The sequence below is a fragment of the Bradyrhizobium viridifuturi genome, assembly GCF_001238275.1.
GTDB classification, from domain to species: Bacteria; Pseudomonadota; Alphaproteobacteria; order Rhizobiales; family Xanthobacteraceae; genus Bradyrhizobium; species Bradyrhizobium viridifuturi.
On the sequence record NZ_LGTB01000043.1, the window covers coordinates 61228 to 87860 of the forward strand.

General features: G+C 63.8%; 32 protein-coding genes, 1 tRNA gene and 1 pseudogene. 19 read left to right on the forward strand and 15 right to left on the reverse strand.

Annotated features, from left to right (window positions below; all coding sequences use genetic code 11):
- Window positions 1-65: 65 nt before the first annotated feature.
- Both ALC15_RS32310 and ALC15_RS32315 read left to right on the forward strand, forming a co-directional pair.
- Window positions 66-1283: a GGDEF domain-containing protein gene (locus ALC15_RS32310; RefSeq protein WP_050630786.1), complete on the forward strand. Its 1218-nt coding sequence runs from the start codon at window positions 66-68 to the stop codon at window positions 1281-1283.
- Between the two features lie 46 nt (window positions 1284-1329).
- Window positions 1330-1584: a hypothetical protein gene (locus ALC15_RS32315; RefSeq protein WP_050630787.1), complete on the forward strand. Its 255-nt coding sequence runs from the start codon at window positions 1330-1332 to the stop codon at window positions 1582-1584.
- A 130-nt stretch (window positions 1585-1714) separates the two neighbouring features.
- Here the strand turns inward: ALC15_RS32315 and ALC15_RS32320 are convergent.
- A pseudogene (locus tag ALC15_RS32320) lies at window positions 1715-2508 on the reverse strand (adenylate/guanylate cyclase domain-containing protein).
- Between the two features lie 125 nt (window positions 2509-2633).
- On the opposite strand from ALC15_RS32320, the gene ALC15_RS32325 reads away from it, so the two are divergent.
- Together ALC15_RS32325 and ALC15_RS32330 are read left to right on the forward strand one after the other, a co-directional pair.
- Window positions 2634-2963 (forward strand): hypothetical protein, encoded by a 330-nt coding sequence (locus tag ALC15_RS32325; RefSeq protein ID WP_128089643.1) that lies wholly within the window; start codon window positions 2634-2636, stop codon window positions 2961-2963.
- Between the two features lie 432 nt (window positions 2964-3395).
- The gene (locus ALC15_RS32330) at window positions 3396-3734 is read left to right on the forward strand and encodes a hypothetical protein (RefSeq protein ID WP_063781902.1); all 339 of its coding nucleotides are present in this window, start codon (window positions 3396-3398) and stop codon (window positions 3732-3734) included.
- 222 nt (window positions 3735-3956) lie between these two features.
- Here ALC15_RS32330 and glmU read toward each other — a convergent pair whose 3' ends face one another.
- Window positions 3957-5315 carry a bifunctional UDP-N-acetylglucosamine diphosphorylase/glucosamine-1-phosphate N-acetyltransferase GlmU gene (glmU, locus tag ALC15_RS32335; RefSeq protein ID WP_050630790.1) on the reverse strand — a complete coding sequence of 453 codons (1359 nt, stop codon included), beginning with the start codon at window positions 5313-5315 and terminating at the stop codon, window positions 3957-3959.
- Between the two features lie 209 nt (window positions 5316-5524).
- Between glmU and ALC15_RS32340 the strand changes: the two genes are divergently transcribed.
- Together ALC15_RS32340 and ALC15_RS32345 are read left to right on the forward strand one after the other, a co-directional pair.
- Window positions 5525-6916, forward strand: a complete 1392-nt coding sequence (locus tag ALC15_RS32340; RefSeq protein ID WP_050630791.1) for a hypothetical protein — start codon at window positions 5525-5527, stop codon at window positions 6914-6916.
- A gap of 94 nt (window positions 6917-7010) precedes the next feature.
- Entirely contained in the window at window positions 7011-7391 is a 381-nt protein-coding gene (locus tag ALC15_RS32345) for a hypothetical protein (RefSeq protein WP_050630792.1), read from the forward strand.
- Here ALC15_RS32345 and ALC15_RS32350 read toward each other — a convergent pair.
- Window positions 7351-8979, reverse strand: a complete 1629-nt coding sequence (locus ALC15_RS32350) for a glycoside hydrolase family 17 protein (RefSeq protein WP_050630793.1) — start codon at window positions 8977-8979, stop codon at window positions 7351-7353. The two genes, ALC15_RS32345 and ALC15_RS32350, sit on opposite strands and share 41 nt — an antisense overlap.
- Before the next feature lie 245 nt (window positions 8980-9224).
- On the opposite strand from ALC15_RS32350, the gene ALC15_RS32355 reads away from it, so the two are divergent.
- From ALC15_RS32355 to ALC15_RS32365, 3 genes are all read left to right on the forward strand, one after another.
- Window positions 9225-9836 carry a hypothetical protein gene (locus ALC15_RS32355; protein ID WP_050630794.1) on the forward strand — a complete coding sequence of 204 codons (612 nt, stop codon included), beginning with the start codon at window positions 9225-9227 and terminating at the stop codon, window positions 9834-9836.
- A 193-nt stretch (window positions 9837-10029) separates the two neighbouring features.
- Window positions 10030-12858, forward strand: a complete 2829-nt coding sequence (locus ALC15_RS32360; RefSeq protein WP_050630795.1) for a glycosyltransferase — start codon at window positions 10030-10032, stop codon at window positions 12856-12858.
- 177 nt (window positions 12859-13035) lie between these two features.
- Window positions 13036-13111: transfer RNA gene (locus tag ALC15_RS32365), tRNA-Lys, on the forward strand.
- A gap of 46 nt (window positions 13112-13157) precedes the next feature.
- Here ALC15_RS32365 and ALC15_RS45585 read toward each other — a convergent pair.
- Window positions 13158-14066: a hypothetical protein gene (locus tag ALC15_RS45585; protein ID WP_128089644.1), complete on the reverse strand. Its 909-nt coding sequence runs from the start codon at window positions 14064-14066 to the stop codon at window positions 13158-13160.
- 285 nt (window positions 14067-14351) lie between these two features.
- Between ALC15_RS45585 and ALC15_RS45205 the strand changes: the two genes are divergently transcribed.
- The 3 genes from ALC15_RS45205 (at window position 14352) to ALC15_RS32375 (ending at window position 15478) form a co-directional block, all read left to right on the forward strand.
- Window positions 14352-14510 carry a hypothetical protein gene (locus ALC15_RS45205; RefSeq protein ID WP_198961035.1) on the forward strand — a complete coding sequence of 53 codons (159 nt, stop codon included), beginning with the start codon at window positions 14352-14354 and terminating at the stop codon, window positions 14508-14510.
- Between the two features lie 105 nt (window positions 14511-14615).
- A complete protein-coding gene (locus ALC15_RS43620; RefSeq protein WP_128089645.1) occupies window positions 14616-14945 on the forward strand; it encodes a hypothetical protein in 330 nt (109 codons plus the stop codon).
- Window positions 14946-15037: 92 nt separating this feature from the next.
- Window positions 15038-15478, forward strand: a complete 441-nt coding sequence (locus ALC15_RS32375; protein WP_050630797.1) for a DUF5658 family protein — start codon at window positions 15038-15040, stop codon at window positions 15476-15478.
- Between the two features lie 418 nt (window positions 15479-15896).
- On the opposite strand, the gene ALC15_RS43625 is transcribed toward ALC15_RS32375, so the two are convergent.
- Window positions 15897-16094 carry a hypothetical protein gene (locus ALC15_RS43625; protein ID WP_128089646.1) on the reverse strand — a complete coding sequence of 66 codons (198 nt, stop codon included), beginning with the start codon at window positions 16092-16094 and terminating at the stop codon, window positions 15897-15899.
- Between the two features lie 557 nt (window positions 16095-16651).
- Window positions 16652-16834 carry a hypothetical protein gene (locus tag ALC15_RS43630; protein ID WP_128089647.1) on the reverse strand — a complete coding sequence of 61 codons (183 nt, stop codon included), beginning with the start codon at window positions 16832-16834 and terminating at the stop codon, window positions 16652-16654.
- Window positions 16835-16980: 146 nt separating this feature from the next.
- On the opposite strand from ALC15_RS43630, the gene ALC15_RS32380 reads away from it, so the two are divergent.
- Window positions 16981-17436, forward strand: a complete 456-nt coding sequence (locus tag ALC15_RS32380; RefSeq protein ID WP_050630798.1) for a hypothetical protein — start codon at window positions 16981-16983, stop codon at window positions 17434-17436.
- Window positions 17437-17519: 83 nt separating this feature from the next.
- Here the strand turns inward: ALC15_RS32380 and ALC15_RS32385 are convergent, their stop codons facing one another.
- Both ALC15_RS32385 and ALC15_RS42340 read right to left on the reverse strand, forming a co-directional pair.
- Entirely contained in the window at window positions 17520-17759 is a 240-nt protein-coding gene (locus ALC15_RS32385; protein WP_050630799.1) for a hypothetical protein, read from the reverse strand.
- Between the two features lie 245 nt (window positions 17760-18004).
- Window positions 18005-18250, reverse strand: a complete 246-nt coding sequence (locus ALC15_RS42340) for a hypothetical protein (protein ID WP_094194240.1) — start codon at window positions 18248-18250, stop codon at window positions 18005-18007.
- Between the two features lie 347 nt (window positions 18251-18597).
- Here ALC15_RS42340 and ALC15_RS32390 point away from each other — a divergent pair, with 347 nt between their 5' ends.
- Window positions 18598-19047 carry a BLUF domain-containing protein gene (locus ALC15_RS32390; protein WP_050630800.1) on the forward strand — a complete coding sequence of 150 codons (450 nt, stop codon included), beginning with the start codon at window positions 18598-18600 and terminating at the stop codon, window positions 19045-19047.
- A 16-nt stretch (window positions 19048-19063) separates the two neighbouring features.
- Here ALC15_RS32390 and ALC15_RS32395 read toward each other — a convergent pair whose 3' ends face one another.
- The 7 genes from ALC15_RS32395 to ALC15_RS45590 all read right to left on the reverse strand — a co-directional run bounded on the left by ALC15_RS32395 (window position 19064) and on the right by ALC15_RS45590 (window position 22650).
- Complete coding sequence (locus tag ALC15_RS32395; protein ID WP_050630801.1) at window positions 19064-19258, reverse strand: hypothetical protein; 195 nt, start codon at window positions 19256-19258, stop codon at window positions 19064-19066.
- Window positions 19259-19841: 583 nt separating this feature from the next.
- Window positions 19842-20324, reverse strand: coding sequence for a hypothetical protein (locus tag ALC15_RS32405; protein WP_050630803.1), 483 nt, complete (start codon window positions 20322-20324; stop codon window positions 19842-19844).
- A 33-nt stretch (window positions 20325-20357) separates the two neighbouring features.
- Window positions 20358-20522: a hypothetical protein gene (locus ALC15_RS44960; RefSeq protein ID WP_167350186.1), complete on the reverse strand. Its 165-nt coding sequence runs from the start codon at window positions 20520-20522 to the stop codon at window positions 20358-20360.
- An 88-nt stretch (window positions 20523-20610) separates the two neighbouring features.
- Window positions 20611-20871: a DUF3551 domain-containing protein gene (locus ALC15_RS32410; RefSeq protein WP_050630821.1), complete on the reverse strand. Its 261-nt coding sequence runs from the start codon at window positions 20869-20871 to the stop codon at window positions 20611-20613.
- A 300-nt stretch (window positions 20872-21171) separates the two neighbouring features.
- The gene (locus ALC15_RS32415) at window positions 21172-22023 is read right to left on the reverse strand and encodes a 3-hydroxybutyryl-CoA dehydrogenase (RefSeq protein WP_050630804.1); all 852 of its coding nucleotides are present in this window, start codon (window positions 22021-22023) and stop codon (window positions 21172-21174) included.
- Between the two features lie 137 nt (window positions 22024-22160).
- Window positions 22161-22352, reverse strand: a complete 192-nt coding sequence (locus ALC15_RS32420) for a hypothetical protein (protein ID WP_050426568.1) — start codon at window positions 22350-22352, stop codon at window positions 22161-22163.
- Window positions 22353-22362: 10 nt separating this feature from the next.
- Window positions 22363-22650 (reverse strand): hypothetical protein, encoded by a 288-nt coding sequence (locus tag ALC15_RS45590; protein WP_210168613.1) that lies wholly within the window; start codon window positions 22648-22650, stop codon window positions 22363-22365.
- 411 nt (window positions 22651-23061) lie between these two features.
- On the opposite strand from ALC15_RS45590, the gene ALC15_RS32425 reads away from it, so the two are divergent.
- The 5 genes from ALC15_RS32425 (at window position 23062) to ALC15_RS32440 (ending at window position 26602) form a co-directional block, all read left to right on the forward strand.
- Complete coding sequence (locus ALC15_RS32425) at window positions 23062-23316, forward strand: hypothetical protein (protein WP_050630805.1); 255 nt, start codon at window positions 23062-23064, stop codon at window positions 23314-23316.
- 223 nt (window positions 23317-23539) lie between these two features.
- Window positions 23540-24829 (forward strand): hemolysin family protein, encoded by a 1290-nt coding sequence (locus ALC15_RS32430; RefSeq protein ID WP_050630806.1) that lies wholly within the window; start codon window positions 23540-23542, stop codon window positions 24827-24829.
- A 121-nt stretch (window positions 24830-24950) separates the two neighbouring features.
- The gene (locus tag ALC15_RS32435; protein ID WP_050630807.1) at window positions 24951-25550 is read left to right on the forward strand and encodes a formyltransferase family protein; all 600 of its coding nucleotides are present in this window, start codon (window positions 24951-24953) and stop codon (window positions 25548-25550) included.
- Window positions 25551-25743: 193 nt separating this feature from the next.
- Window positions 25744-26103, forward strand: a complete 360-nt coding sequence (locus ALC15_RS42345; protein WP_244486345.1) for a hypothetical protein — start codon at window positions 25744-25746, stop codon at window positions 26101-26103.
- A complete protein-coding gene (locus tag ALC15_RS32440) occupies window positions 26048-26602 on the forward strand; it encodes a hypothetical protein (RefSeq protein ID WP_050630808.1) in 555 nt (184 codons plus the stop codon). The genes ALC15_RS42345 and ALC15_RS32440 overlap by 56 nt, the downstream gene beginning before the upstream one ends.
- Window positions 26603-26633 lie beyond the last annotated feature (31 nt).

Below are 26633 nucleotides of genomic sequence, written 5' to 3' on the forward strand. Positions count from 1 at the left end.
CCGTTAACCGCGTCAACGCAGCATTAACGCCTTTCGGCGAGGGTGCCGCCGCCGGAGGTACCCCGATGGATACTGCGCATGATCGCGAGGCACGTCGCCTCGATAAGCTCGCGGAACTCGACGTCCTCGACACGCCGCGTGAACTGGCCTTTGACCGCCTGACCTCGCTATGCCGCAAGATGTTCCGCGTGCCGATGTCGACGCTGACCTTCATCGACGGCCACCGGCAATGGTTCAAGGCCTCCGACGGACTGGACCTGCGCGAAACCGACCGGCGGCCCGCGCCGTGCAATGTGACCATCACGCTGGATGAGCCGCTGGTCGTCCCCGACATGCTGCGCGACGCCCGCTTCGCGGACAACATCTTCGTCCGCGGGGCGCCGTTCGTGCGCTTCTATGCCGGCGCACAGCTCAAGGTGTCCGGCACCGTGATCGGAAGCCTGTGCGCCATCGACACACGCCCTCGCGATGACTTCGGCGCCGAGGAGACCAGCATGCTGGTCGACCTGGCCGCGATCGCCGTCGATGAATTGAAGCTGCGGAACCTGTCCATGCAGGACGCCCTCACCGGCTGCTCGTCGCGGCGCGCCTTCCGCGGCGAAGGCGAACGGCTGACTGCGCTGGCGACGCGGCATATCAGCCCGCTCGCCTGCGCGGTGCTCGATGTCGATCACTTCAAGCGGGTCAACGACACCTACGGGCATGCGGTCGGCGACATGGTGCTGGCGGCGGTGGCGGAGGCCGCACGCTGCGCGCTGCGCGGCTCCGATTTGATCGGCCGGCTCGGCGGCGAGGAGTTCGGCATCCTGTTGCCGCACACCAAACTCGAGCAAGCGATGGGCGTGCTGGAGAAGGTGCGTGCCGCCGTTGCGGCGACACGGATCGAGACACCGGCCGGCACCATCGGCGTCACCTGCAGCCTCGGCGGCGCGGTGCTCTCGCCGGGCAATTGCTTTGACGACATGCTGCGCAACGCCGACCTTGCGATGTACGGCGCCAAGCAGGCCGGCCGCAACCAGGCGCTGGCCTGGGTCGACCGCGCACCGTCGATTGCGCCGACCGCGCGGCGCGTGTTCAAGGCCGGCACGATCAGCTTCAATGCCGGCCATTCCACGATCGACTGCACGGTGCGCGGCCTGTCGCGCGACACCGCAACGATCGAGGTGCTGTCGACCTCCGGGATTCCCGACCAGTTCAAGCTCGCAATCGCCGCCGACGCGCTGTCGCGAGCGTGCCGGATCACTGGAAAGGCCGACAACCGGATCGAGGTCGCCTTCACCTGATCGGCGGTGTCGGTCATTCTCAAGTGGTAGGCAGCGGAGCCTTGCGATGTCGAACGATCAGCCCCCGCCACTCGCAAAACCGTTCTGGCGCCGCGGCCTTGCCGGCTTCCTCGATTTCATCACCGTGTTCTTCGGCGGCGGCTATGCGATCGGGGCCGCCACCGGCCAGACCACCAAGGACGGTTTCAACCTGACCGGCGCTCCCGCGCTGCTGCTGTTCGCGCTGATCGTTGCGTATTTCTATCTCGGCTGGAAGGTCGTCGGCGGCACGCTGTGGCAGCGTATCCTCGGCGCGCGGTAGATAACCCGCTCGTCATTCCCCGGTGTGCAATCGCGCACCTGTGGGCGACGCGTTAGCGTCGAGTCCGGCATCCACAGGCCTCAGAACAAGGGGTGAGATGGATTCCGGGACCTCACGTAGCACCGGCAGCCTAATGCTCGACCCGGTACAGCCGCCAGCGCGCCGGCACGCCCTTGAGCTGATGTGTGCCGCGATCCTTGAAGACGACTTCGGACTCCAGCATCAGGTCCTTGACCGCGCTCGAGACCAGAACCTCGCCGGCACGAGCTTTCGCGGCGACGCGCGCGCCGATGTGAAACGCGAGACCGATGACCTCGGCTCCGCTCACCTTGTACTCGCCCGCGTGCAGCCCAATCCTGATCTCGAGCCCCAGCGTGCGCACGGCCTCGCGGATCGCGGTCGCGCAGCGGATCCCGGCCGCAGGCTTGCCGAACGTTGCCAGCACGCCGTCACCCGTCGTCACGACCTCCTTGCCGCGCAAGGCCTTCAGCTCGCGACGAACGGCGGCGTAATAATGATTCATCACCGTCGCCCAACGCGAATCGCCGAGCCGCGCGGCCTTTTCAGTGGACCGGACGATATCGACGAACAGGATCGTGGCGAGCGCCTGCTTGAGCTCCGAGCCTCGATCGGCGGTCCGGCGCCGGTTGGCGATATTTCCCGCCAGCGGTTCGTAGCTATGGCTGCGCCGCCGCGCGACGGCCGCCTTGGTGTAGTCCTGGGCGCGCTGCACCGTGCGGCAACGAATGGTTTTTTCCTGCGGTGGGAACGTCCAGTAGACCTTTCGCCCGGTTCCAGCGCCCTGAACCTCGACGGCGCCCCATTTCAAGAAAATCGTCGTGCCGGCGCGCCGAATGCACCACGCCTTCGACGTGTATCCGGACACGTTCGCTGGTGGACTCCGATGCGGAGGAATTTGGGCATGAGCGTCCGGCCGATCGAACGAGCGCTTGAGGGCTACCTTGGGTAAAGCGTAGTCAGACATTCGCGCATTGGCAACAAGGACGCGCGATCGGCCCCCGGCTTCCCTGCGCCTCTGGTAGACCGACGTGAATGCGAACGTCGTTGCCGGGCGAATAACTCATCGACGCTTCGCATTGCTAGCGCGACTGGTTCGATCCAATGGAGGGCTGATCGATATGGGATTTGCAGAACCTGACGGCGCGGGCGCGATCGTCGGATGGTTCGGCTGCAAGCAGCCTGATCGCGTGCTTGAAGAGATTGCCGACGATGATCCGGCCGTCGTTGCGTTTCTGAACCCGGCGGCGTCGGTGCCGTCCTGCACCAAGCTCGGCCTGAAGCGCGCTTTTGACGAGCTTGGAACGTGGTTCGCTTTCAAGCCAGTACTCGCCACCGAACCGGCCATCCAGGAAGAATGACACCTCTGCATCGAGAACAAGCGGGCCGACAGCTTCACCGTCAAGATGATCAGGACATGCAATTCACCGACGCAGGGCGATGCTATCTGATCAGCGCCAATACTGGTCTAGGCGGCCGACGGCAGCAGGCCGTCTAGGCGCCGACCCAAGGGAAAAAGCCGCTGGCCTTGGAGCGCCAGCGGCCTTCCGGGGGCATTGTTCGCATAGGGGGGACTACGCCTTCATTGCTTAGCCCACCTACCGCCGAGCAACTTGAGCGAGATCAACCCGGCTCCGCATGACCAACTGGCACAAACTGCATGTGTTGCGCGAGCGAGCCCGCAGCCCGATCCGTAGTTCCACGGTGCAACTTTCCCGCTAAATTGACTCGCCGTTGTCACAAAGCCGGAGCAGGATTCACACTTGGACGGGAAGCTAGTGGGGATTACGTCCATGGATACTTTCATCGCGCGTGCGAACATCGACCACTGTCTGGACCTTCTGAAGGCCCACGACACATCGGACGAAACGAGAGCGACGGTCACCCGAATACTGATCGAGGAAGAGAAAAAGCTAGGCGACGCACAGGAGGAGCTCCAGTTCGTCGAAAGCAGGGCCGTGGCCTGCCGCGATCGCGCAGAACGTCAACGTCGATTGGCAGACGCGTTAGAGCCAGGGTCGGTAGAACGCCGAGTGGCGGAAAGCCTGCTCATCAACTTCGAATGGCTGGCAAAGTTTGTCCAGGGCTCGTGCGAGCAGATGCGCCGGAAGGCTAATGGTGGCCTGCTCTGAGCGTTTGATGTCCATCAAAGACAGCGTCAAGCAAGCTCGGGCACCATTTCGACCACGTTGCGAATGTCTGGCCAGACATAATGTTATTGGTTCGCGCAACGGAGGGCAGGCTTCATACTAAGCAGGTCCGAAAGAGGCCGCCTCATGGCGGCCTCTTTCATTTCAGGACGCACGAGATGTCGCGCATTCGCGGGTGATGACATCCGGGTTCGGATACGCTGATCACTTCCCCTTCGCCGCCTTCGCCTTCAGCTTCGCCGCGCGGTAGCGCGCTGCGCCGCCTTCGCGGATCGACTGTTCGCTGCGCTCGAGCGCCATCGCATCGTCGGGGACGTCCTTGGTGATGACGGAGCCCGAGCCGATATAGGCGCCCTTGCCGATCGTGACCGGCGCGACCAGCGACGAATTGGTGCCGACGAAGGCGCCCTCGCCGATCAGCGTCTTGTGCTTGAGGAAACCGTCATAGTTGCAGGTGATGGTGCCGGCGCCGAGGTTGGAATTGGCGCCGACATGGGCGTCGCCGACATAGGAGAGATGGTTGACCTTGACGCCGGCCTCGAGCACGGCGGCCTTGGTCTCGACGAAATTGCCGATCCGCGCGCCGTCGCCGAGCGAGGTGCCGGGCCGCAGCCGCGCATAGGGACCGACCGACACCTTCTTGCCGATGCTGGCTTCGACGATGTGCGAGAACGAATGGATCACGGCGCCGTCGTCGATCGAGACGCCCGGTCCGATCACCACGAACGGCTCGATCACGACGTCCTTGCCGAATTTGGTGTCGGCTGCGAGATGGACGGTGTCCGGCGCGATCAGGGTCACGCCGGCCTCGAGCGCGGCCTTGCGCAGCCGCGCCTGCATCACGGCTTCGGCCTCGGCGAGCTGCGCCTTGGTGTTGATGCCGCGCACTTCGTCTTCGCTGGTTTCAATCACGACGGCCTCCAGTCCCATGTCCCTGACGATGCCGACGGCGTCCGTCAGATAATATTCGCCCTTGGCGTTGGCGTTGCCGATCTTCTCGATGATCGCGAGCGCCGTCTTGCCGGCGAACGCCATCACGCCGGCATTGCACAGCGCGATCTTGCGCTCCTCGGGGCTCGCGTCGGCCTGCTCGCGGATCGCAACCAGTCTGCCGTTCTCGACCACCAGCCGGCCGTAGCCCGTTGGATCGGCGGCATGGAAGCCGAGCACCGCGAGCGCGGCGCCGTCACGCAGCGGCGCGCGCATCCGCGCAAACGTCTCGGCCGAGATCAGCGGCGTGTCGCCAAACGCGACCAGCAGATCGTCGGCACCGCCTGCGATCGCCTCGCGCGCGGCCAGCACCGCGTGCGCGGTGCCGAGCCGCTCGCGCTGCACGAAGGCCTTGGCGTCGGGCCGCACCCGGCGAGCCTCGGCGGCGACCGCCTCGTGGTCGGGGCCGATCACGACCGCGAGTTGCGATCCCTCGCCGCTGGCGGCGGCATTGAGCACATGCGCCAGCAGCGCCTGCCCGGCGACGGGGTGCAGCACCTTCGGCAGCGACGAGCGCATCCGCGTGCCCTCGCCGGCCGCAAGCACCACTGTCAGGCTGGTTCGCGCAGTCATTCGAAAATCCCCGATATCGCGCGAAGTTCGCCGCGCCAAGCTTACGTTCACAGCCTACGTTCAAAGCCTTCTTGGAGGCCGTCTTTAATTGTTTTCCCCGGCAGAAGAAACCGTTTCGCCTCATGGTCCTCCGGATTCAAGTTCCCGGTCCATTTCCTGTTAATCTTTGCCTCGTGATTCGGCGGGCCTTGAGGAGGGCCAAGCGGGCTTTGGCCAAAGATCGCGACAATCTGGCGGATTTCGACACCGAGAGCACCTCCGGCTTTTTGGCCGAGGAGGATGCTTTCGATCGCCGCATGCTGTGGCGGCTCGGCTCGTGGGGCGTGGCTGCGGTCGGCGCCGTCGTCGTCGCCGTGATGGCGAACCAGTCGGCCCTGACAATGCGGCGCGACCTGGTCGCCGCATCAGACATCGCACGACAGGCCCAGCAACTGCAGACGCTGGCGAAGGAAAGCCATAACGAGACGCGCCGGCTCGCTTCCGCGATCGATACGCTCAACGGTGACCGCGACCGGCTCTATTCGCGCGTCACCACGCTGGAACAGGGGCTCGACTCCGTGACCGGCACGATCGGCAAGCAGCCGGCGGCACTCGTGCCGACGCCAGCAAAATCGGCCGCGTCGCCCGACGTGGCCTCGGCCAATGCGGCGCCTGCGGCACCCGCCGTCGCCGCTGTCGCAACCACGCCGCCCGCCGCATCGGACAAACCGGTCGCGGCCGACAAGGCGCCGGCATCCCCCGACAGCAAGGTCTCGGCACCGATCGAGAAGCCGGCAGCCGTGGCCGAAAAGCCCGTGGTGGCCGAGAAGAAGCCGACGCCGGCTACGACCAGGCAACAGGCTGCCGCGGAGAAGCCGCCGGCAGTCGACAATCCGCCGCCGGCTTCTCCCAACATCCCATCCGTTGCCAGTCCGATGAGCGCCGCGGCCGCCGTAGCCAGTGCCGAGGATGCAAAAGCTCCCGCGTCAGCGGCGGCTTCCGCACCGGTCGCCGACAAGCCGCCTGCCGAGAAGCCGCTGCTGGCATCGCTCGATGCCGCGGCGAACAAGACGGTCGAAACGGTCAAGCCGCCGACCGCCAATGACGTCAGCGCCGCGCCGATCCCGCCGCTAGTGATCACGCCGGATCCGGACTCCGACGTCGAAGACGACGCGCCGAAGGCGCAAATCCACCGCACCGAGTTCGGCGTCGATCTCGGCACGGCAAACTCGGTCAATGGACTGCGCGCGCTGTGGCGCGGCCTGTTGAAGGCGAAGGCCAACGCGCCGCTGGCCGCGCTGCGGCCGATCATCGTGATCAAGGAAAACAGCAACGGGCTCGGCATGCAGTTGCGCCTGGTCGCCGGACCACTGAACGACGCGGGGACCGCCGCCCGGATCTGCGCCGGCCTCAGCCTGGTGCAACGGACCTGCGAGACGGCGATCTATGACGGCCAGCGGCTGGCCCTGAACGAGCCGCCCGCCGGCATCAGGCCGCCGCAGCCGCACCGGCGGTTGGCGCCGAAGCGCACCACCCTCGCCCCGCCGCCGCAACCGGTTGCGGAGGAAAAGAAGCCGGAGCCTGCGACAATCTCGTCGATGTTCCGGCGAAACAGCCAATAATCATGTGCGGCAAAGGATTGCGGCCAAATTCTCAACCGATTTCGCTGCTTCGACCGAGCTTGTCCCAGCCCCCGTTCCCGACCATAGTGCCGCGATGACAAAACCTCCGTTCCGCCTCTCCCCCTATCAGGTCCAGTTCCTGATGGTCGTCGGCTTCGTCACCGTCGGTTACGCGTTCTACGTGCGCTATCTGGCGATCGAGTTCTCGCCCGTCGCGCTGGCCTGCGACGCCGGCACGCAGACCATGCTGTGCAAGGCGCGCGCGCTCTCGACCGTGCTGTTCAAGAACTCGGTGTTCGGCATCGCCGCGCTGGTGATTGCGCTGCTGAACCTGATGCGGCCCTCGATCGTGCTGCTCACCGGCGGGCTGATCGCCGCCGGGCTCGGGATCGTGCTCTACAACGTCGTGTTGTCCGGGCTTGCGATCGGGCTGTTCATCCTGGGTTTTGCGCGACCCGCGCCCGCCACAGCGTAGCTGATAGCAAGAGATACATCACGCAAGTCCAGTCCGACTGCCAGTTGATCGTGCCCTCGTTGTAGATCGTGTAGAGGGCGGCGATCGCGAGCACGCCGGCGAACACGGATTCGGCGAGCGGCCGGATGCCTTCCTTGGGGCGGTTGAGCATGGTCAGCAGTGCGAACGGCACCACCGCCATGGTCAGCGAGGCATACGGGAAGTCGCGATAACGCGGATCGAAGGCGAAGCCGAGCGCGGTCTCGGCGGCGATGACCGTGGTGATGGCCAGCACGATCGCCAGCAGCGCGCCGATCGCGCCCTTGCCGCGATAGTCGCGCGGTCCGATCAGTTCCAGGAAGGTCGGCAGCGAGCGTCCGGCGATCAGCGCATGCGCCGTCAGCAAGGGCGCGATGATCGCGGCCGCGAGCAGCACGCCCCAATGCAGGAAGCCACTGGTGCCGTAGCTCTCGTAGTACATCTTGTCGCCGGCGATCCCGAGCAGCGTCCCCGCCGTCGTCGCCGAAATGGCGACCGCGATCCAGGCCGACGGCCGCGGCGTCCAGGGCCGGCGGCGCAATGTCAGCCAGGCCACCAGGAATGTTGCGATGGACAGCGCCATGCCGCCCGCCATCTGCAGCTTCCACTCCGGATAGTTGGTGATCGCAACGCCGGGCGGATACTTCACCTGCCGCTTCACCGAATCGAACAGGCCCCAATTGCCGCCGACCGTGCCCTCGAGCTTGCGCTTCCAGGGCTGGTCATAGGCCTCGATCAGGTTGACGCGGAATCCCTCGCGCTTGGCGAGGTCGAGGATCTCGGACACCACCCGCGCCTGGTTGGTGCGCGACGGCAATGCGCCCTCCCGCATCCGGCCCTGGCTCGGCCAGCCGGTCTCGCCGATCAGGATCTCCTTGCCCGGGAACGTCACCGCCATCCGCTTGCGGATATCGTCGACATGCGCTGCGGCGTACTTGGCCTTGATCGGGATGTCTTCCCAATACGGCAGGATGTGAATGGTGACGAAATCGACCGCGTCATAGATCTCGCGGTTCTTCACCCAGTATTCCCAGACGTCGGCATAGGTGACCGGGATATTGCCGGCCGAAGCCTTCACCGCGCGGATGTTGCCGGCAAGATCGGCGGCTGTCATCTCGCCGCGCAGCAGCACTTCATTGCCGACGATCAGCGAGGTGACGACGCCGGGATATTCCTTGGCGAGCCGCACCGCGATCGCGATCTGCTGCAGGTTCTTGAAGCGGTTGCTGCTGAGCCAGATGCCCTGCATCACCTTCAGTCCGACCTTGGCCGCGACGCCGGGCACCTGGTCGAGGCCGTTCTCGATCGAATATGTGCGCACGCAGTCGGTGACCTTGGCGAGATCGGCAAGGTCCTGCTCGATCTGCTCGACCGGAATCTGGGTGGTGGGATCGAGCGGCGTCTGGGCGCCGCGGAACGGCGTGTAGGACACGCATTGCAGTTTTGCGGCAGGATCGATCGGCGCACGCGCGAGCGTAATCGGCGTAGCGAGCCACCACCACACTGAAGCAATCACGGCGAGCGAGATCAGGAGAAGCGCCAACGGCGTACGAAGCGAAATCGGTTCCATCCTCCGGGGGACCGTCGAATTAGCCGGTCACGGCCCGTCTGCCAAGAGTAGGATTAGGTCAATACCATGGTTGTCCTGCGGCAGTTTCGCACTGGATCGATAAAGTTGTGAGTTTGCTGGACAAAATACCAAATTCCAGTCATCTGACTCCGCCAGAGTCTCCGCCGCACTGGAGACCTATTTGGACGGCATCACGCGAGCCGTTAGGATGATCCCGCGGGGGCAGGAACATTATCGGGGAATACATGCGTCGACGGCTGCTTGAGTTGAAGAACACTGCTTTGCGTCATCTTGCCGTAACCGGCCTTGTGGCCAGTCTTGCGCTCCTGACCGGAGCCGGCGGCGCTTTCGCCCAGAGCGGCACACCGAATCCGCCGGACCAGGCCAAACAGCAGCCCGGACAGGCCGACGCCAATGCCAATGCCGCGCGGGAAGCCAACCAGCGCAAGGTCGAGGAATTCGTCGAGGCCCAGCAGGCCATCAACGGCCCGGCCGGCAACCCGGAATGCGTCTGGCTCGGCCGCCGTGTGGTCCGCCTGATGTGGAACGACGACCTCGATACCGCGTTCCGCCACCTCGACCTCTATGATCGGTTCGGCTGCCCCGGCGGCCACGTCCAGGCCGCGTTCCGCTGCCTGACCCGGTTCGGCGCCCAGATCGACGACAAGGTGCGCGGCAGCCTCGACGGCCGCATCCATGCCTGCTGGATCAATCCGGGCGCCCAGCCGCAGGCCGCGACAGCCGCCGCTGCGCCCAGCCCGGCGCCGTCGACGGCCGGCAATGCCGCGCCCACGCCGGCAGCGTCGCCCTCGCCTGCGCCGACCCCGTCGGCGTCACCCGCGCCGGCGTCGAAATAGGCGCCTCGCCCGATCGGGTCCGGCCGCGATTTTTTTCGCGGCTGGAACGGCTTGCGCCCTTAAAACGCCATTGCGGCATACCAGTTGTTAAATCGGATGGCGGAGATATCTTTCCCTCCGCCGCCATGTTGGTCGAACCCAGGGGACGGGTTCGCTTAGTCCTCAATCTCAGGCCCCGTATGGTTTAACCGCGATGCGCGCCGTCGTCGCCGTCCTGTTGCTTGTCACCGCCGCTCACGCCGCTCTGTGGGGTCTCTTCCAGGAGAAGCAGGCGGCGCCCGATTTCCGTGGCACGCTGCCGAGCCTGTCCTACGCTCCGTTCGAGTCGGGCCACACCGTTGCTGATGTTGCCGCGGACACCGAGAAGGTGCGCACGGATCTCAGGAAGCTCTCCACGCTGACCAAGGCGGTTCGCCTCTATTCGTCGACCGAAGGCAACGAACTGGTGCCGCCGGTTGCCGCCGAGTTCGGCATGAAGGTCACGGTCGGCGCCTGGATCGACAAGGACGCCAACCGCAACAACCGCGAGATCGACGCCGCGATCAACCTCGCCAAGCGCAACAGCAACGTCATCGGCATCGTGGTCGGCAACGAAACCGTGTTCCGCGGCGAGCAGGTCCCGCTGGAAAACCTCGGCTCGGTTCCGGAGGTCGGGGTGCCGCCGGAGGAATCCGAGCGGATCCTGCGCGAGGAGGCGCAGCGCCTGCACGACGCGGAAACGCAGCCCGAGGACAAGCGCGCCGAGGCGATCAAGTGGGCGATCGCCGAAAACAACGTGCACCGGCTGATCAAGGTGATCCAGCGCGTCAAGAAATCGGTCAACGTTCCCGTCACGACCGGTGAAATCTGGAACATCTGGCGCGACCATCCGCAGCTCGCCAATTCGTCCGACTTCATCGCCGCGCACGTGCTGCCGTACTGGGAAAACTTCACCGACAAGCAGGCGGTGGACCAGGCGGTCGACCGCTACAATTTGTTGCGCGACTCCTTCCCCGGCAAGCGCATTCTGATCGCCGAGTTCGGCTGGCCGAGCCAGGGCTACAATCTGCGTAGCGCGGAACCCGGTCCGTTCCAGCAGGCCACGGTGCTGCGCAACTTCGTCACCCGCGCCGAAGCCATCGGCATGGACTACAACATCGTCGAAGCCATCGATCAGCCCTGGAAGTTCTTCGAAGGTGGCGTCGGTCCCTATTGGGGCATCCTCAATGCCGACCGTGAGGCGAAGTTCGCCTGGACCGGCCCGGTCACCGACCTGAACTACTGGAAGATCGCGCTGGTCGCGGTTCTCGTCGGCCTGTTCATGTCGCTGCCGATCCTGCGGCTGGACCAGCCGACCGTGATGCAGGCCCTGCTGCTGTCGGCGGCAGCCAACGGCGTCGGCGCCTGGGCTGCGACCGTGTTCTCGTACTGGACCACGCACTATTTCGTCTGGGGCTCGGCCTTCGCGCTCAGCCTCGGCCTCGTGCTGCTGGTGCCGCTGGTGCTGATCGCGATGGCGCGGATCGAGGAGATCGCGGCGGTGGCGTTCGGCCGCGGCCCGCGCCGGCTGATCGGCAAGAGCGCGCCGCTGGCGCCCGCGACGATCGGCGAGAATGTGAAGTTTCCGAAGGTCTCGATCCACATCCCGGCTTATTTCGAACCGGTCGAGATGCTGAAGCAGACGCTCGATGCGGTGTCGCGGCTCGACTATCCGAATTTCGAGTGCGTCTGCATCATCAACAACACGCCGGATCCCGAGTTCTGGCGGCCGATCCAAGATCACTGCCGGCAGCTCGGCGAGCGCTTCAAGTTCATCAACGCCGAGAAGGTGCAGGGCTTCAAGGCCGGCGCGCTGCGGATCGCCATGGAGCGGACCGCCGCGGATGCCGAGATCATCGGCATCATCGACGCCGACTATGTCGTGCACCCCGACTGGCTGAAGGATCTCGTGCCGGCCTTCGCCGATCCGCGTGTCGGCCTGGTGCAAGCGCCGCAGGAGCATCGCGACGGCGACCGCTCGCTGATGCACTACATCATGAACGGCGAATATGCCGGATTCTTCGACATCGGCATGGTCCAGCGTAACGAGTTCAACGCCATCATCGTGCACGGCACGATGTGCCTGATCCGCCGCGCCGCGATGGACAAGGCCGGCGGCTGGTCCTCTGACACGATCTGCGAGGACACCGATCTCGGCCTCTCGATCCAGCAGGCGGGCTGGCTCACGCACTACACCAATGTGCGCTACGGCGAAGGCCTGTTGCCCGACACCTATGAGGCGTTCAAGAAGCAGCGCCACCGCTGGGCCTATGGCGGCTTCCAGATCGTCAAGAAGCACTGGCGGCGCTTCCTGCCGGGCGCGAGCCGGCTGACGCCCGATCAGCGCCGCGAATTCTCGCTCGGCTGGCTCAACTGGCTCGGGGCCGAAAGCCTCGGCGTCGTGGTCGCGATCCTCAACTTGATCTGGGTCCCGATCGTCGCCTTCGCCGACATCGCGATCCCCGACAAGATCTTGACGCTGCCGATCATCGCCTCCTTCATCGTCTCGCTGGTGCATTTCGTCGCGCTCTACCGGCTGCGGGTCAACATCAAGGCCGGCCAGATGCTGGGCGCCATGATCGCGGCGATGAGCGTGCAGTGGACGGTGTCGCGCGCCGTGGCGCAGGGCCTGATCACCGAGCACCTCGCCTTCGCCCGCACCTCGAAGGGCGGCCTGTCGCGGATGTCGATCGAATTCCAGGCGTTCTGGGAAGCCGTGATCGGCGTGCTGCTCCTGATCGGCGCCGCCGTGCTGGTCGTCACCAACGGCTACAAGCAGGTGCGCGAGATCTACATCTTTGCCGGTGTCCTGGTGTTGCAGAGCTTGCCGTTCCTGGCAGCGGTCGCGATCGCGATCCTGGAGAATTCGCGGATCAACGAGTTCGCGTTCTGGCGCAACAGCGCGATCCGCACCGCGGAACTGATCGGCTTGCGCCCGGTCAGCCTGCCCTCGGTCGCCGCCCCCTCGCAGCCGGTCGGTTCGGAAATCGGCCGCGACAACTGAGCTACTTCAAGAAACGGCCCTAAGCACAGGCATTGGAACGGCAAATCCGCCGCAACGGTGCACAATTGACTGCCCATCGGCTATTGACCCGATGGGCCCTGCCCCCTACACAGCGCGGGCTGGAGCATGATCCGGAGCGGTTTCACCGCTCGGTCCGGATCCGATGTTCAGGTGAGTGAGCGCGTAGCTCAGGCGGTAGAGCACGTGACTTTTAATCATGGGGTCGAGGGTTCGAGTCCCTCCGCGCTCACCAAAACTTGCAAATTATCAATGTGTTACTGATCTTCCTGAAGACCCGTCTACTGCGATGACTTTTGTGTCCGCGCCATGTCCGCAAAAATGAAGATGTCCGGGACCAGCCACCGGCTTGCATCGTTTTGGATTATCCGGGTTTTGGCCGTCGCAGTGGGCTCGGCCGGAATGGGTGCAGTTGCAGCGCTTGCGGGAGATCCGGCGCCGGCACCGATCGTCGAGTATCCAGTGGCGGAGCGCGCTAAGAAGGCCGATCGGCTTTCGCTCGTCCCAGAGCCGCGGGCGGTCGGCTCTACCGCGACCAGCGCCCCCCCGACACAGCCAGCACCGATCGCATCGATACCGCCACCGCCTGCCCCACAAACGAAAACGATCTTGGAGCCTCCCGCTCCTGTCGTCGCTCCACGGCAGCATAATGCGACCAATCCGAATGTGAGGAAGAGAAAGCGGCTCGCCAGCAGCAAACCATCTGAAGCCGTACCGGCAGAAAAACCTATCCGGACCATCGACTGCAGCGGAAACGGGCTGGACGGTCTCTTGCGGTCGATGCGGCTCAAGCCTGGCTGCTTGTAGAATTTACTCGAACGGCGTCGGCGCGCGCGCCAGAAGCGCCGAGGCGGCGGCACGGGCCGTGCAGTTAGATTTACGCTGGGAATTTCAGTGTCCCGGTTTTTTGAGAACCGGCTCGCATGCGCCAAACGGGCCAGTAAGCGGCTCCAGCGCTCCAAGCCTCCCAGGACACCCAAAGGGTCGCTGGGGCCGCTCCTGGCGGATTCGCCCCCCCTGTCCACCTTAAGCGCGGCTCGAGATCGGACAGACGCATCTCGTCCGACCATTTCGATGCGTCGATCGTGACGTTGTGTGAGCCACCGATAGTCCTTGCAGAACACGATGATGCGCGTCGCGCTCGTTTTGCGCATTTCGCCGAACGTGATCTTGGTTGGGTGGTCGCTCATGATTGCAACTGCAGCTGCTTCGCGTCCCGGCGGCAATCCACGAAGCCTAGCGGGCAGCAACGTTCCACCCACCATCAATCGGTCAAGGCTCCGTCCGCGACACCCACCCAATCGATGGCACGACCCCTGCATTAGATTTCCTGCTGAGGATTTAGTGTCCCAGGAATAGACGCCGCTAGGCGGTGTATTTTTGAGACGGCACCCCGGATCAATGGGGAGGTATCGTTGAACAGCACAGCATCTCAAAAGGCTAGGTTTCTCGTTCGGACAGGAGGCTCCGGCTGGATGGTCTACGATCGAGAACTCAAAGGGCCAGCGCAATTGGAAAAGGGAGGCCGGTTCGCGGAGAAGCTGACGAAGGAACAGGCTGAAAATCTAAGGCAGATGTTGACGGATTCCCTGCCGCTGCCTGCGGGCAAGCGTCGCGCCGCGCGTTCCGAGTAAATTGCATTGTTGTCCACAGTGTGGATTGCGCCACACCCCGCGGGCGTGAATCGCCGTAGCGTAGGTTTCAGGAGTATGACTCCATGGGCCTCGGACCCGTCGCGAATGGCAGGCTATGCTTTGGCGGCCTACGTGGGCCGCCCGGCGTTAATCGAGCTCCCGCCTGACAATTGGAAATACAGCGCATTCCGGTTTCGCGAATGCGAGAGCGGCACCATTTCCAAAACCGATTGCGCGGCACCGTGGATCTATTTCGAGCTGAGAAGATCGCAACTGTCCCGGACCGATCACACCATGACTGCCGCTTTTGCGGAGCGAAACTCACCCTCGTCAGAACGATCATGGAATCTGAAAGCGGAGTTGTCATTCATACGTTTGAATGCGAGCGGTGCGGAGACCGTACTTGGACCGATTAAATTCAAACGCGACGAATAGCGGCCACCACGCGGCGCACATCCTGCTGCAGCACATGCCCAAATGCGCAAAGCTGCGGCTTTAAAGTGGGTTTGCCTATTTGAGATGGCGATATGAAGATTTGGGCCTACACTGATACAAGCAAGAACGTTGGCGACCCTCAGCATCTAAAGCTCTTTGCAACAAGTGACGCCGCGCAGTCTTGGTTCAAGCAGAACGATCCTGAGGGGGTCGCATTCGCCTACGAAATCATCTTAGGGCCCGGTTACGTAGCCAAGACGCTTCTGGTGCTCGCCGTTTTACTTCTCGGGCTAGCCGATCTCTTCACCACCAATATAATTTTGACTACCGGCGGTGGCGAGTCGAACCCGTTTATGCACATTGCGCAAACATGGCTAGGTCCTTGGTGGCTTATGCCGAAGCTGGCCTTAACCTATTTCATGATGTGGCTGCTTTGGCGTAGCAACAACCCGTACAACATTGCTCTTGTGGTGGCGTTCTGCTCCACGCCTGTCCTGAACAACTTGCTGATCATCACCACCAACAGCCCATAAAAAATTACGCCGCCGGGTTCGAAATGGGCTGTCCCGACGGCGCCTGATACCGGGCCCCTGAAATCCCCCAGCGAGGTCGCTCTAGCAGCCATCGAGGGCGCCGTTTGTGAACCAGTTCACAAATCGCGCCCCGTAGAACCACTGCTTGCCGTTTCATCCTTGGTTGAGCGACACTTGGCTACAAGCCAATGGCTCTCTTCAGGAAGTTGGATGTGATGCCGAGTGGATTGCCGCCGCCGAAAGCGGGGCTCTTCTCGCCATTCCGGATATAGCCAACCAGCCTCCCCAGAAAGTCACCTCTGCCAGAGGTGAAAACTTCGCCCAAGCTGTAGCGTGCCGCTGCGTGCAGGAGAGCGTCCGCAAATTGTCCTGTACAATTCGCTATTGATCTATGCGGAACTCGCCGAGGACAGCTCCCTCAGGCGAACGTGACGTCGGTCACATCGCGCGTCGAGGCCTGCGCATAAGGTCCTCCCATCGCCGGAATGATCCGGTCAGCAAAGGGAGCGATCAGATGAACAAGTTTATTGTTGCCGTTGGTATGACCATCACGTTTCTCTCGGGATCGTCGGCGTTCGCAGGTGGTCACGGCGGTGGCGGAGGCATGAGCGCTCATTCTTTCGCTGCGCCACAAGTTGCCTCAGTCCGCGACCATCGTGGCTCCGCGCAGGGGGAAGGCGGAGTGACCGTCACTAACGCGCCGCGCCCTGACAACGGCCGACACTGCGGAGTGAGCTATGCCTGCGGAGCCAGCACTTATCCCGAAACAGGTACGCGGGATCATCGCTCTGGTCATTGAAGCAGACGCCCGGAGCATTCCGGATTAATCACGGGTCGAGGGCGCGCGTCCCTCCGCACTCACCAATTAAATCAATCACTTAAGACAGAAAAAGACCCAAGCCAGCCGGAAGTCAGTTCGGACCGTGCACACGTGCTCGGCTTGGCCTGCTTCGTCCGGCGATAGGTGCCGACGTGATGAACGGTGACCGGCAAACCTGAGCCAGGCTGATCCGACTGGCACTGAACTTGCGATTACGTTCTCTGCTGGGATTGCAGTCCCCAGATTGAAACAGGGCGCCGCCGGGACAAATCATTTCGGGCCCGGCGGCGTACTTTTTCGGGACGGTCGGAACAGCATGCCTCCGCCGGCAGGATGCCCGGCCGCTGAAGGGATCAACGAACCGGCGGGTTGTAGCGATCCCAGATTACGGTTTTCGAGCCACCCTGCGCCGATCGCGCGATGGCGTCGTCGAACTTGTGATAGTGGTCGAACTGCTGCTGCTCATCGCGCAGCTGCGGCGCCTGGGCAGACGAGTACGAACTATTCGCACCGTTCCACTGATCAGATCCCGACACGACACAACCCCATCCTGGTTCAGATGCAGGTTGGTTAGCATCGTTGCGCTCGTACCTCTGTATCGTCGCCGCAACAGCGCCGGCAATCCCGGCAATATGCGCACACGGATTGTTTCCGTGGGTCTTCGTGCGTGAGGAGCCGGCACATGAAACTCGCCAGGGCCGTCGCAGTCTGGCTTGCGCCTTGCGCATTTGCCGCAACTGCCAATGCACAAAGCTGCTTCACGGGCCCGATTAAGACGAAGGACGGTACCTTGCAGACATGGACCGTCGTCAATCGCTGCGGCGCGCCGGTGACACTGCGCTATTCGCTGACAGGTCCGCTCGGCAAGGAGCCGAGAAGCACAATCGTCTCCGCCTGCAGCAGGCAGCGGATCGTGCAGACCTTCGCGACGGATCAGGTCGATTTTCTGGACACGGCCTATGGTCCGGGCTGGGAGAAGACTTGTCCGTCATTGGACGACGAGGTTCGTCCCAGGACACGACCGGCAAAATCAACCAACGAAACAGATCAGATTCCGTTTCCGTCCATCAGCCCTCCGCCCCTGGCGGATCCGAAGCCGATAAGTCCTGCGGGAGGGAAACCGATTCCCAAAGGGTAGAATGGGCGTTGGTGCTGCTGCGGAATCAATCGCACAGCGCTGAACGCAGCGGCGAGGTCAGCGTCGATCGAGGTCGACGTCGTTCAGGATGACAACGGCAGCTCGCCCTGCCCGCCTGTCCAGTCGATGATATCGACCTGAAGCCCTCGCTTCAGCATCTCCGCCTCGAGGCTGCCGGCATGTCGCTTCCACTCCGGCGTCGCGCGGACGCGGAATTTCGGCTCCTCGCCGCTCGCCTCGAATTCATCGTCGGCCTTGAGCGCGCCGCGGACGGCCTCGTACATCATCTTCAGGCTGGCGTCGGTGAAGGCGCCGTAGTCCATCGGTCGTCTCCCTCAGCACTGTCGGGACGCAAAAGGCCGCCACGGAGCACCTCGTGACGGCCTTCTGCATAGCGGCCCATCCAGACGGCCCAACATGAACGTGGGTGAGTCGGGTTAATGAAACGTTGTTCGCACGACGGCGGCGTCCCTGCGTTGAGCTCGCCGACAATGCCGACAAGGAAAGGCCTCGCCGAAGCGAGGCCTCCCTTGATTGTGCTGATCGTGCGAGATGCGTCCGTCATCCGCTAATCGTCGTCCCAGTCACGACCACGGATGACGACGCCGCGGTCACGGTAGTCATCGCGATGATGGTACCAACCGTGGTGCCAGCCGCGATCGTGCTCCCGGTAAACACGCGGGCCGTCATATCGATAGCCGTAATAGCCGGGGCTGCTGCCGATATAGACGCCGACACCTTGCGCGCTGGCAATGGTGGGTGCCGCTATCGAGAGGGCTGCCGCTGCAGCAAGAGCGTAAGTCAACTTCGTCATGACATCCTCCTTTCCAGTACCCTGCTAACGGCTGGCGTCCGCGCATGTTGCAGGAACAGGTTCGAAACTTTCCTGCGGAACTTTGATGAACGCCTGTTCAACCTGTGACGCGTTCGACGCCACGCCAGGCAAGCGCAGAAGACCGGTAGAGCCGTTTGCGGTCCCGTGTTTCTCCGGATTCCACTTCAGTCGCGAACCGCGCTACCAGCCGGGAACCGGGACTGGTTCCATCCAGTTCGCAGTTTCCAGATTTGCCGGTCGGGGCCGTGACGTGACGCGGCCCTTTTCATTTTGCCGCGTGTCGAGCGCGGGACTTCTTCCTTTTTGACGCGCTGAGGCAATTTGAGATGTCGCTGACCGAGCATGCCTTGATCTACGTCAGTCGCAGCAACAGCAATGTGCACGACAGTTCCGCAAGCGAGATCATTCGCAGCATCCTGGCGCAGTCGCGCGCGAAGAATGCGAGGCTCGGCGTGACCGGCGCGCTGCTCTTCAGCCAGGGTTATTTCTGCCAGGTCCTTGAAGGCGAGCGGGCGGCCGTCGAGGAGATTTTCGGCGCGATCGAATCCGATCCGAGGCACCGGAACATCACCCTTCTGACCTTCAGGCCGTCTACGCCGCGACGCTTCCCCGATTGGTCGATGGCCTATGCCGGCTCCACTGCCGGCCCGGTATGGACGCGCAAGATGGAAGGGCTGCTGGCCAATCCGTCAGAGATCGATAGTGATCAACTAGGCCGCGAGCTGCTCGTCCTGATGACGGATCTCGTCAGGCAGCAGGATCTCGACGGTCCCTAGGTTTGGCCGTCGCGGCTCACAGCCGCAGGCATCGAAACAATTGGGCGAGCGCCGTGTTGGCGGACTGCGCGCGCCGTTCGAGCATTTCGGCCGCCGTGGCGTAGTTGCGGGCCAGGATCTGGAGCGCACGTCGAGCATCCGGCAGCGTCGACTGCTTGGCCATTTCCAGGCACTGGTGCTCGAAGTATCGAAGCTCCTCAAGTTCAGTCATTGCGATTCGTCCGATTGCGTTCTGCAGTTTCGAACTCACTGCGCCAACGGCCTAGTGAAAGTTTGGCAAGATTGTTGCGAACGCCGGACTATCTGGTCGGAATGTTGCTGAACGCATGATTTGATAATCACCGCTCCGTGACCCGCGCGGATGCGCGCCGGACGCGGACGCGCGCCGGGCGCTGACGCCGCGTCGGGCTGATCGACAAGTGCACCCGATCGCTTCAGTATGCGTGAGTCTTGCTTCGGACGCAGCAACTCTCGACCGGAGTGCAAGGGCATCTTCGCGAGGATGGCGACGGCGCAGCGTTGAGTTGGCTTTGTTGAACCAGATGAAGAAACGCGATTGGGTCTTCGTGGCAGCCTGCGTGGCAGGCGCTCTGCTGTTCGGTATCTGGAGTGTCCAGATGGGCTTCGCGTTTCATCGCTCCCGGCAGGGGCCGACCGATCTGTCGAGCTCGCACCGGCGCAGCCAGGACACCTCGTCCGCGAGCAGCCCTGCCCGGCTCGTAGCCGGTGACGGCGATCAAGCGGACCACCGGTCCCGTTAGGCCGCGCAATCGCGTTTCTCATCGCCGCACCGCCTAGGCCCAGGCCAGGCCAGCGACGACGGCGCCGTCATCATCGTCATTCCCGGCGCGCGTGAGCCGCCTGCGGCGCGCGCTGTCGGTCGCACGGCGATGACGCATGTCGAGCCTGTGCAGCGCCTTCGGCACCCGCCCCGCGATGTCGCGAACGAACGCGATGGCCTGCCTCACGACCGCCATGACGGTCGCGAGACGCGTGAACAGGCCGATCAGGAAGATCATCGAGAAGATGTCGATATAGGCCAGCGCATCGCCAACCAGCATCAATTCGGGAGGAAGCGGAATCCGGTGCAAATAGGCGACGATCAGGATGACGACCGGGATCAACGCGATCAGCTTCCGCAAGGTCAGCCGATCCAGCAAGGCGGCGAGCTCGACGACCAGGACCAGCCATAGCCAGTCGCCGAGCGCGGCCGGCTTGTCGATCGTCCACGTCTGCCACCACCGCTGCCACAAGCGCTGCCAGGTCTGCTTCCACATCGCGGCGTCCGCCTTGTCCCCGGGCAATGATTGCTACGGCTTCGACGTCGCCTCGCTGCCGTCGCCCTCTACCGCGGCGCCCTGCGCATCGGCCGAATCGACCGATGGAAAGATCCGCTCGTAGTTGGCCCGGGCCTCGCGGATCAGGCGCGCACGCTCCAGTTCAGACTTCGAGATGAACCTGATGATCTCGCCCATGTACTCTCCAACGCAGGGGGAATTGTCCAGCCATCGGCAATGCAACCATCGTGCCTGATGGCTGCCCGGCCGACATGCGCACCGTGCTTTACCGGGTCGCCCGCGGCGCGATCCGCTGCTGGCTGAACGCAACGCGCGGATTGATGCCGCAATAGGCGTCCCGGCCTGACGCCGACGCCTGGCACTGCTCGTAGGTCTGGTAGCCGCAATAGCCGGGATATCCCTCGTCCCTGCCCTGGATGCACCAGGGATAGTCGTAGGGGTCGGCCGCCGCCGGCTGCACGGAGCCGGCGATCCAGCTCGTTCCGAGCGCCGCGAACGCGACAATCGCCCAACTCGTCTTGCGCATGATCCTGCTTCCTTCGTCGATCGGCACCCAGCCCTCGATGTAGGTACGCCGGCACGATCTGCGAGGTTTCTGCGCACGGCCTCAAGAAGCTGTGACCCGGGCGTCACGCCGCACGTCGGGGGCCAAAGGCACACTCCGCATGGGATCGGGACATACAAAAAACACGAGGCCCGGTGTGCCTAGGAGACCGGGCCTCGTGTCTGATGTCCCCCGCCTCGTGGCGGATCAGGTGTCGTGGTTACGCGAGCTTGCGCGCGCGATCCATCCCGGATGACTACGGGGATCAGCCGCGCGCGGACGTCACTTGCTGTAGCTGTAGAAGCCCTGCCCGGTCTTGCGGCCGAGATGGCCGGCATCGACCATCTCCTTCAGCAGCGGCGCCGGCCGATATTTCGGATCGTTGAAGCCGGTGTAGAACACCTCCATCACCGACAGCATGGTGTCGAGCCCGATCAGGTCGGCGAGCGCGAGCGGTCCGATCGGATGGTTGCAGCCGAGCTTCATGCCGGCATCGATCTCTTCCGCGGTCGCAATGCCTTCCTGCAGCGCGAAGATCGCCTCGTTGATCATCGGGCACAGGATGCGGTTGACCGCAAAGCCCGGGCTGTTCTTCGCGGTGATCGCGACCTTGCCGACGCGCTTGGCGAACGCTTCGGCCTTGGCGACCGTGTCGTCCGAGGTCTGCAAGCCCCGGATCAGTTCGAGCAGCGCCATCACCGGGACCGGATTGAAGAAGTGCATCCCGATGAATCGGTCGGGACGATCGGTCGAGGCCGCAAGGCGGGTGATCGAGATCGACGAGGTGTTGGTCGCGACCAGCGCGCTCGGCTTCAGCCCGGCGCAGAGATCCCTGAGGATCTTGACCTTGAGCTCCTCGTTCTCGGTCGCGGCTTCGATCACGAGATCGCAGGCGGCAAGCTTCGACTTGTCGGTGGTCGCGGTGATCCGCGCTAGCGTCGCGTCGCGATCGGCGGCGGTCATCTTCTCCTTGGAGACCAGGCGATCGAGACTGCTCCCGACCGTCTTCAGGCCGCGTTGCACTGCCGCGTCCGAGATATCCACCATGGTCACGTTCAGTCCTGCGGCCGCGCAGATCTGCGCGATGCCGTTGCCCATGGTCCCGGCGCCGATAATGCCAACCGTCTCAATCATTGCGTTCGTTCCTCGCAGCTAGTGCGGCCGCACGGCCGCATCCCCAAAAACGGCGGGCCCGTGGGGCCCGCGGATGGCGCAGGAATAGCAGTCCGGCCGGGCGGCCGATACAGGAGGCGCCGGTATCCTGGTGAGGTTTATTCGGGGCGCGGCGGCAAGGGCCGCCGTGGCGGAACGGCGGTGCGCGACGGCAGCTCGGTACGCGGGGGATCAGCCATCCGCGACGGCTCGAACACGCGATTGAGCCGCACGATCCACCAGGCCAGTCGCCCGTAGTTGCGGCGAAGCGCCGATCCGAATCCCTCGTCGATATCCTGGTCACGATCCATACCCCTATCGTTAACGTGCATCCTTGAAGGAACGGTGAGTGCCATCACGTGCAGCGCCAGCAATCGTTAGGAATTTGGCAACTATTTCGCGCAAGCCTCGATGGGTTGACGGCGCCGGCACCGGTAATCTTCCGGATTGCGTATCGAAGGCACTGCGCCGCAGCATCGCCATGCCGATGCGACTCGCATTTAGTTGATCGAATTTTCCGCGGAGCGCCGCGACATAAGGACATTGAACGACGAGGGCTACGCCCATGCTTTCTGAAAAGTTCTTTTTGGTTCTCGAGACATTGCTCAACGGTCAGACCCATTCCGACGGAAGCCCGCGCGTGGTGAGCACTTCGCCACACGTCCCGGTCAAGCTTCCGCGTGAAGGCAAGCCCGAAGGCAATCAGCCTCGCTAGGCCGCTCGCGGGCGGCAGGCCATCGCCCTCCGAATTCCCAATCGGCGCGACTATCACCCGCGGAAGCGAGGTCGTTGCTCTCTGGTTCGCCTGCCGGATCGGTCGCCGTGACGTGCGAAGCCGACCGACGCCTCGCACGCGATTGTACCGGATTGCTGTGCACCGACGCGTGCTGATGCCGGCGCCGGCACGCCTGCCGCATCCGATCTCCCCCATCATACACGCGCGTGAAGCAACATAGCGCTAGGTGAAGCGACGCGAATCAGCGTTACTTTGCAACTGATCACTTCGTGGGATTTGGCTGCATGACCCAGCCCGGCGTGGATCAGAAGGTTTTGGACCAGAACATTCGTGAGCTGCAGGAATGGCTCCGCAACGCCTGGCAGCAGCTTGCGGACCCCACACTCACCGCCTTCTCCCGTAGAGAGCTGCGCAACCAGATGAAGCAATGCAACGCCGATCTGCGCATGCAGTTGCAGGCTGCTTCCAGGCACATGCTGAGTCAGCCGGCCGCAGCGGGCAAGACATTCGCCAAGCCTGAGCTGCGGATCCTGGCCTAGAGGTCGCGGCGCTTTCGTCGCCGGGGCCGGAGCGTGCCGGCATTCACCGCCGCATCTCGTGTCACCAGCCCGCGTGCCAAAATGCCGCGATCTCCTGCTGCATGCGCGCCATACGCACCCTCTGCTTGTGCGGGGGCGCCCGACGAGGCACAGCAAAATCGCGCCGGTATGCCTATATTGGGCGTCGGAGCGCGGCCGACGCCGCCAAAGCTTAGGGACTCCCGTGATTTATCTGGAACTTGCGATCGTGGCGGTCTTGATCGTCGTCAACGGTCTGTTGTCGATGTCGGAGCTCGCGATCGTCTCCTCCCGTCCGGCGCGCCTTGCGGCGCTGGTCGAACGCGGCGTCAGCGGTTCGCGCCGCGCGCTTGCGCTGGCCTCCGATCCCGGAAAATTCCTCTCCACGGTGCAGATCGGGATCACGCTGATCGGCGTGCTGTCGGGCGCGTTTTCCGGTGCCACGCTCGGTCAGCGACTCTCGCAATGGCTGTTCGAGCTCGGGCTGTCTGCAAACGTCGCCGACGCCGCCGGCGTCGGCATCGTCGTCGGCGTGATCACCTATGCCTCGCTGATCGTCGGCGAGCTGGTGCCGAAGCAGATCGCACTGCGTGACCCGGAGCAGATCGCCGTGCGGGTCGCCCCCGCGATGACCATGATGGCGCGGTTGTCGCTGCCGCTGGTATGGCTGCTCGACCGGTCCGGCAAGCTCTTGCTGTGGGTCCTCGGCCATCGCGAGGACGCGCAGGACCGCGTCAGCGAGGACGAGATCAAGACGCTGGTGGTGGAGGCCGAGAATGCCGGCGTGCTCGAGCCCGGCGAAAAGGAGATGATCGCCGGCGTGATGCGGCTCGGCGATCTTCCGGTCGGCGCCGTGATGACGCCGCGCCACGAAGTCAGCCTGATCGACCTCGCCGCCCCCGCACCGGAGATCCTGGCGACGCTGCAAAAGAGCAATCACTCGCGCTGCGTCGTGTTCGACGGCAACCGCGATCATGCGCTCGGCATCGTGCAGGCCAAGGACGTGCTCGACGTCTACCTCGCCGGCCAGACGCCCGACATCCGCGCGCTGACGCGTGATGCGCCGATCATTCCGGAGACCGTCGACGCCCGCGACGTGGTCGCGATCCTGCGCGACTCCGCGGTGCATATCGGCCTCGTGCACGACGAGTACGGCACCTTCCAGGGCGTCGTCACCAGCGCCGACATCCTCGAGGCGATCGTCGGCGCCTTCCATACCGAGGAAGGCCCGGCCGAGCCCTCCTATATGAGGCGCGACGACGGCTCCTATCTGATCTCGGGCTGGATGCCGGCGCTCGAGTTCAGCGAGCTGCTCGGCATCGCGCTGCCCTCGCCGCGCCCCTACCAGACCGCGGCCGGTTTCCTGCTGCACGCGTTCGGAGCGATCCCCGACACCGGCGCGAAGACCACCGCGCAGGGCTGGGACTTCGAGATCGTCGATCTCGACGGCCGGCGCATCGACAAAGTTCTGGCGAGCAAACAGCCGGCGGCCTGAGATTTGCCACCCGGCGGTCCTGTTGATAAGCGGCAGGACAGCGAAACAGGCGGCCGTGGTGTGCTATCGGCATAGCAGCCGCCTGAGCAATCCCTGAGTAAACCCCACGGAAGTGATCCCCATGCGCATTACCCTTGTCGGTTCCCGCCATTTCGGCGTGACGACCCTGAACATGCTGCGCGAGCACCACGTCACGCTGGTCAGGGTGGTCGTGCATGACGGCGAGGACCGGCTGGCAACAGCGGCCAAGGCGGCCGGCATTGAAGTGGTCGTCCAGGCCGATCCCAAGCTGGTGACGGCCGCCGAGATCGCCCCCGGTACCGACCTGATCGTGACTGCCCACAGCCACGCCCGCGTCAGCAAGGAGGCGCTTGCCGTGGCCAAGCTTGGCGGCATCGGCTACCACCCGTCGCTGCTGCCCCGCCATCGCGGCATCGCAGCGGTGGAATGGACCATCAAGGAAGGCGATCCGATCGCCGGCGGCAGCATCTATCATCTCGCCGACCGCATGGATGCCGGCGCCATCGCCGCGCAGGACTGGGTGTTCGTCAAGAAGGGCGAGACCGCACGCGAACTGTGGGAGCGCGCGCTCGCGCCACTCGGCCTGCGTCTGCTCGGCGAGGTCATCGACTACGGCAAGGTCAACGGCGCACTGCCGGCCAAGCCGCAGGATGAGCAGTTTGCGACCAAGGCGCCCAATCTGAGCCCCGGCAAACACTGATCCAGACGACGGTGTCAAAATACCAACAACTGAGGGCCAGGGATCAGATTCTTCGTTCCCGCCCCGGAACCGAATTCACCATGATGTGTTTGAGTTCACAGGAACATTCGGGGACTCCCGCGACGCAGCAAATTTTGAACACATTGTGACAGGATAAGCCGCGTCATCACACGAAATGACAGGGATTTGATTCATGCGTTCGATCCGCATTCGCGACCTGATTTTGGTCACTTCGGTCGCCGCGGCTGCTGCGCTCACCGCGGCTCCCGCTACCGCTCAGCAGCCCTATGACGGCCTTTGGAACGTCACTGTGGTCACCAAGACCGGCAGCTGCGAACCGTCGCAGAGCTCGACCGTGACGGTTGCTGAAGGAAAGATCTCGGCGCAGGGCGCGGCGATCTCCGGCACCGTCGGCAGTGGGGGTCTTGTGCGAGTCTCGATCAATGGTGCATATGCGAACGGACAACTCAGTGGCAACTCCGGATCGGGGAAGTGGAATGGGGCATCAGCTGGCGTACCGTGCAGCGGCCGATGGGAAGCATCCCGTCAGTAAGATCACCAGCGTATCGCGTTTCTTCGCCATCGCGCGGCGGCCCGCATTTGCAGCCGCCGCGTTTTTCGTGACTGCACTGGCTAGCAATGCTGGCCATGCGCAGTCCGCCCCGTTCGCCGGCATGGCGGGCACCTGGTCGGGCGCCGGTTCGGTCACCCTGGACGACGGATCCAGCGAGCGCATTCGCTGCCGTGCGACCTATCACGTCGGCGGCCCCAGGATGACCATGAACCTCACCTGCGCCAGCGACGCCTACAAGTTCAACCTGGCGGCCGACGTGCAGGCTGAAGGCAGCGCGCTCACCGGCAATTGGAGCGAGGCGAGCCGCAATGTCAGCGGCGACCTGCGCGGTCGCGGCGGCGGCGGCAACTTCCAGGTCGTTGCCAGCGCCCCCGGCTTCAACGCCGACATCGCGATGCGCACCGCCGGCAACAAGCAGTCGGTCACGATCAGGGCCGACAGCCAGTTCCGCGGCGCCAACATCACACTGACCAAGTAATCCATCGATAGGCCAACGAAGAAGCCCTCGG

Coding starts and splice junctions, on each gene's coding strand:
- ALC15_RS32310 (WP_050630786.1), top strand. CDS start 66: ATGGATACTGCGCATGATCGCGAGGCACGTCGCCTCGATAAGCTCGCG.
- ALC15_RS32315 (WP_050630787.1), top strand. CDS start 1,330: ATGTCGAACGATCAGCCCCCGCCACTCGCAAAACCGTTCTGGCGCCGC.
- ALC15_RS32330 (WP_063781902.1), top strand. CDS start 3,396: ATGGATACTTTCATCGCGCGTGCGAACATCGACCACTGTCTGGACCTT.
- glmU (WP_050630790.1), bottom strand. CDS start 5,315: ATGACTGCGCGAACCAGCCTGACAGTGGTGCTTGCGGCCGGCGAGGGC.
- ALC15_RS32345 (WP_050630792.1), top strand. CDS start 7,011: ATGACAAAACCTCCGTTCCGCCTCTCCCCCTATCAGGTCCAGTTCCTG.
- ALC15_RS32350 (WP_050630793.1), bottom strand. CDS start 8,979: ATGGAACCGATTTCGCTTCGTACGCCGTTGGCGCTTCTCCTGATCTCG.
- ALC15_RS32355 (WP_050630794.1), top strand. CDS start 9,225: ATGCGTCGACGGCTGCTTGAGTTGAAGAACACTGCTTTGCGTCATCTT.
- ALC15_RS32360 (WP_050630795.1), top strand. CDS start 10,030: ATGCGCGCCGTCGTCGCCGTCCTGTTGCTTGTCACCGCCGCTCACGCC.
- ALC15_RS45585 (WP_128089644.1), bottom strand. CDS start 14,066: ATGAGCGACCACCCAACCAAGATCACGTTCGGCGAAATGCGCAAAACG.
- ALC15_RS45205 (WP_198961035.1), top strand. CDS start 14,352: ATGGTCTACGATCGAGAACTCAAAGGGCCAGCGCAATTGGAAAAGGGA.
- ALC15_RS43620 (WP_128089645.1), top strand. CDS start 14,616: ATGGCAGGCTATGCTTTGGCGGCCTACGTGGGCCGCCCGGCGTTAATC.
- ALC15_RS32375 (WP_050630797.1), top strand. CDS start 15,038: ATGAAGATTTGGGCCTACACTGATACAAGCAAGAACGTTGGCGACCCT.
- ALC15_RS43625 (WP_128089646.1), bottom strand. CDS start 16,094: ATGAGCGCTCATGCCTCCGCCACCGCCGTGACCACCTGCGAACGCCGA.
- ALC15_RS32380 (WP_050630798.1), top strand. CDS start 16,981: ATGAAACTCGCCAGGGCCGTCGCAGTCTGGCTTGCGCCTTGCGCATTT.
- ALC15_RS32385 (WP_050630799.1), bottom strand. CDS start 17,759: ATGGACTACGGCGCCTTCACCGACGCCAGCCTGAAGATGATGTACGAG.
- ALC15_RS42340 (WP_094194240.1), bottom strand. CDS start 18,250: ATGACGAAGTTGACTTACGCTCTTGCTGCAGCGGCAGCCCTCTCGATA.
- ALC15_RS32390 (WP_050630800.1), top strand. CDS start 18,598: ATGTCGCTGACCGAGCATGCCTTGATCTACGTCAGTCGCAGCAACAGC.
- ALC15_RS32395 (WP_050630801.1), bottom strand. CDS start 19,258: ATGACTGAACTTGAGGAGCTTCGATACTTCGAGCACCAGTGCCTGGAA.
- ALC15_RS32405 (WP_050630803.1), bottom strand. CDS start 20,324: ATGTGGAAGCAGACCTGGCAGCGCTTGTGGCAGCGGTGGTGGCAGACG.
- ALC15_RS44960 (WP_167350186.1), bottom strand. CDS start 20,522: ATGGGCGAGATCATCAGGTTCATCTCGAAGTCTGAACTGGAGCGTGCG.
- ALC15_RS32410 (WP_050630821.1), bottom strand. CDS start 20,871: ATGCGCAAGACGAGTTGGGCGATTGTCGCGTTCGCGGCGCTCGGAACG.
- ALC15_RS32415 (WP_050630804.1), bottom strand. CDS start 22,023: ATGATTGAGACGGTTGGCATTATCGGCGCCGGGACCATGGGCAACGGC.
- ALC15_RS32420 (WP_050426568.1), bottom strand. CDS start 22,352: ATGGATCGTGACCAGGATATCGACGAGGGATTCGGATCGGCGCTTCGC.
- ALC15_RS32425 (WP_050630805.1), top strand. CDS start 23,062: ATGACCCAGCCCGGCGTGGATCAGAAGGTTTTGGACCAGAACATTCGT.
- ALC15_RS32435 (WP_050630807.1), top strand. CDS start 24,951: ATGCGCATTACCCTTGTCGGTTCCCGCCATTTCGGCGTGACGACCCTG.
- ALC15_RS42345 (WP_244486345.1), top strand. CDS start 25,744: ATGCGTTCGATCCGCATTCGCGACCTGATTTTGGTCACTTCGGTCGCC.
- ALC15_RS32440 (WP_050630808.1), top strand. CDS start 26,048: ATGGGGCATCAGCTGGCGTACCGTGCAGCGGCCGATGGGAAGCATCCC.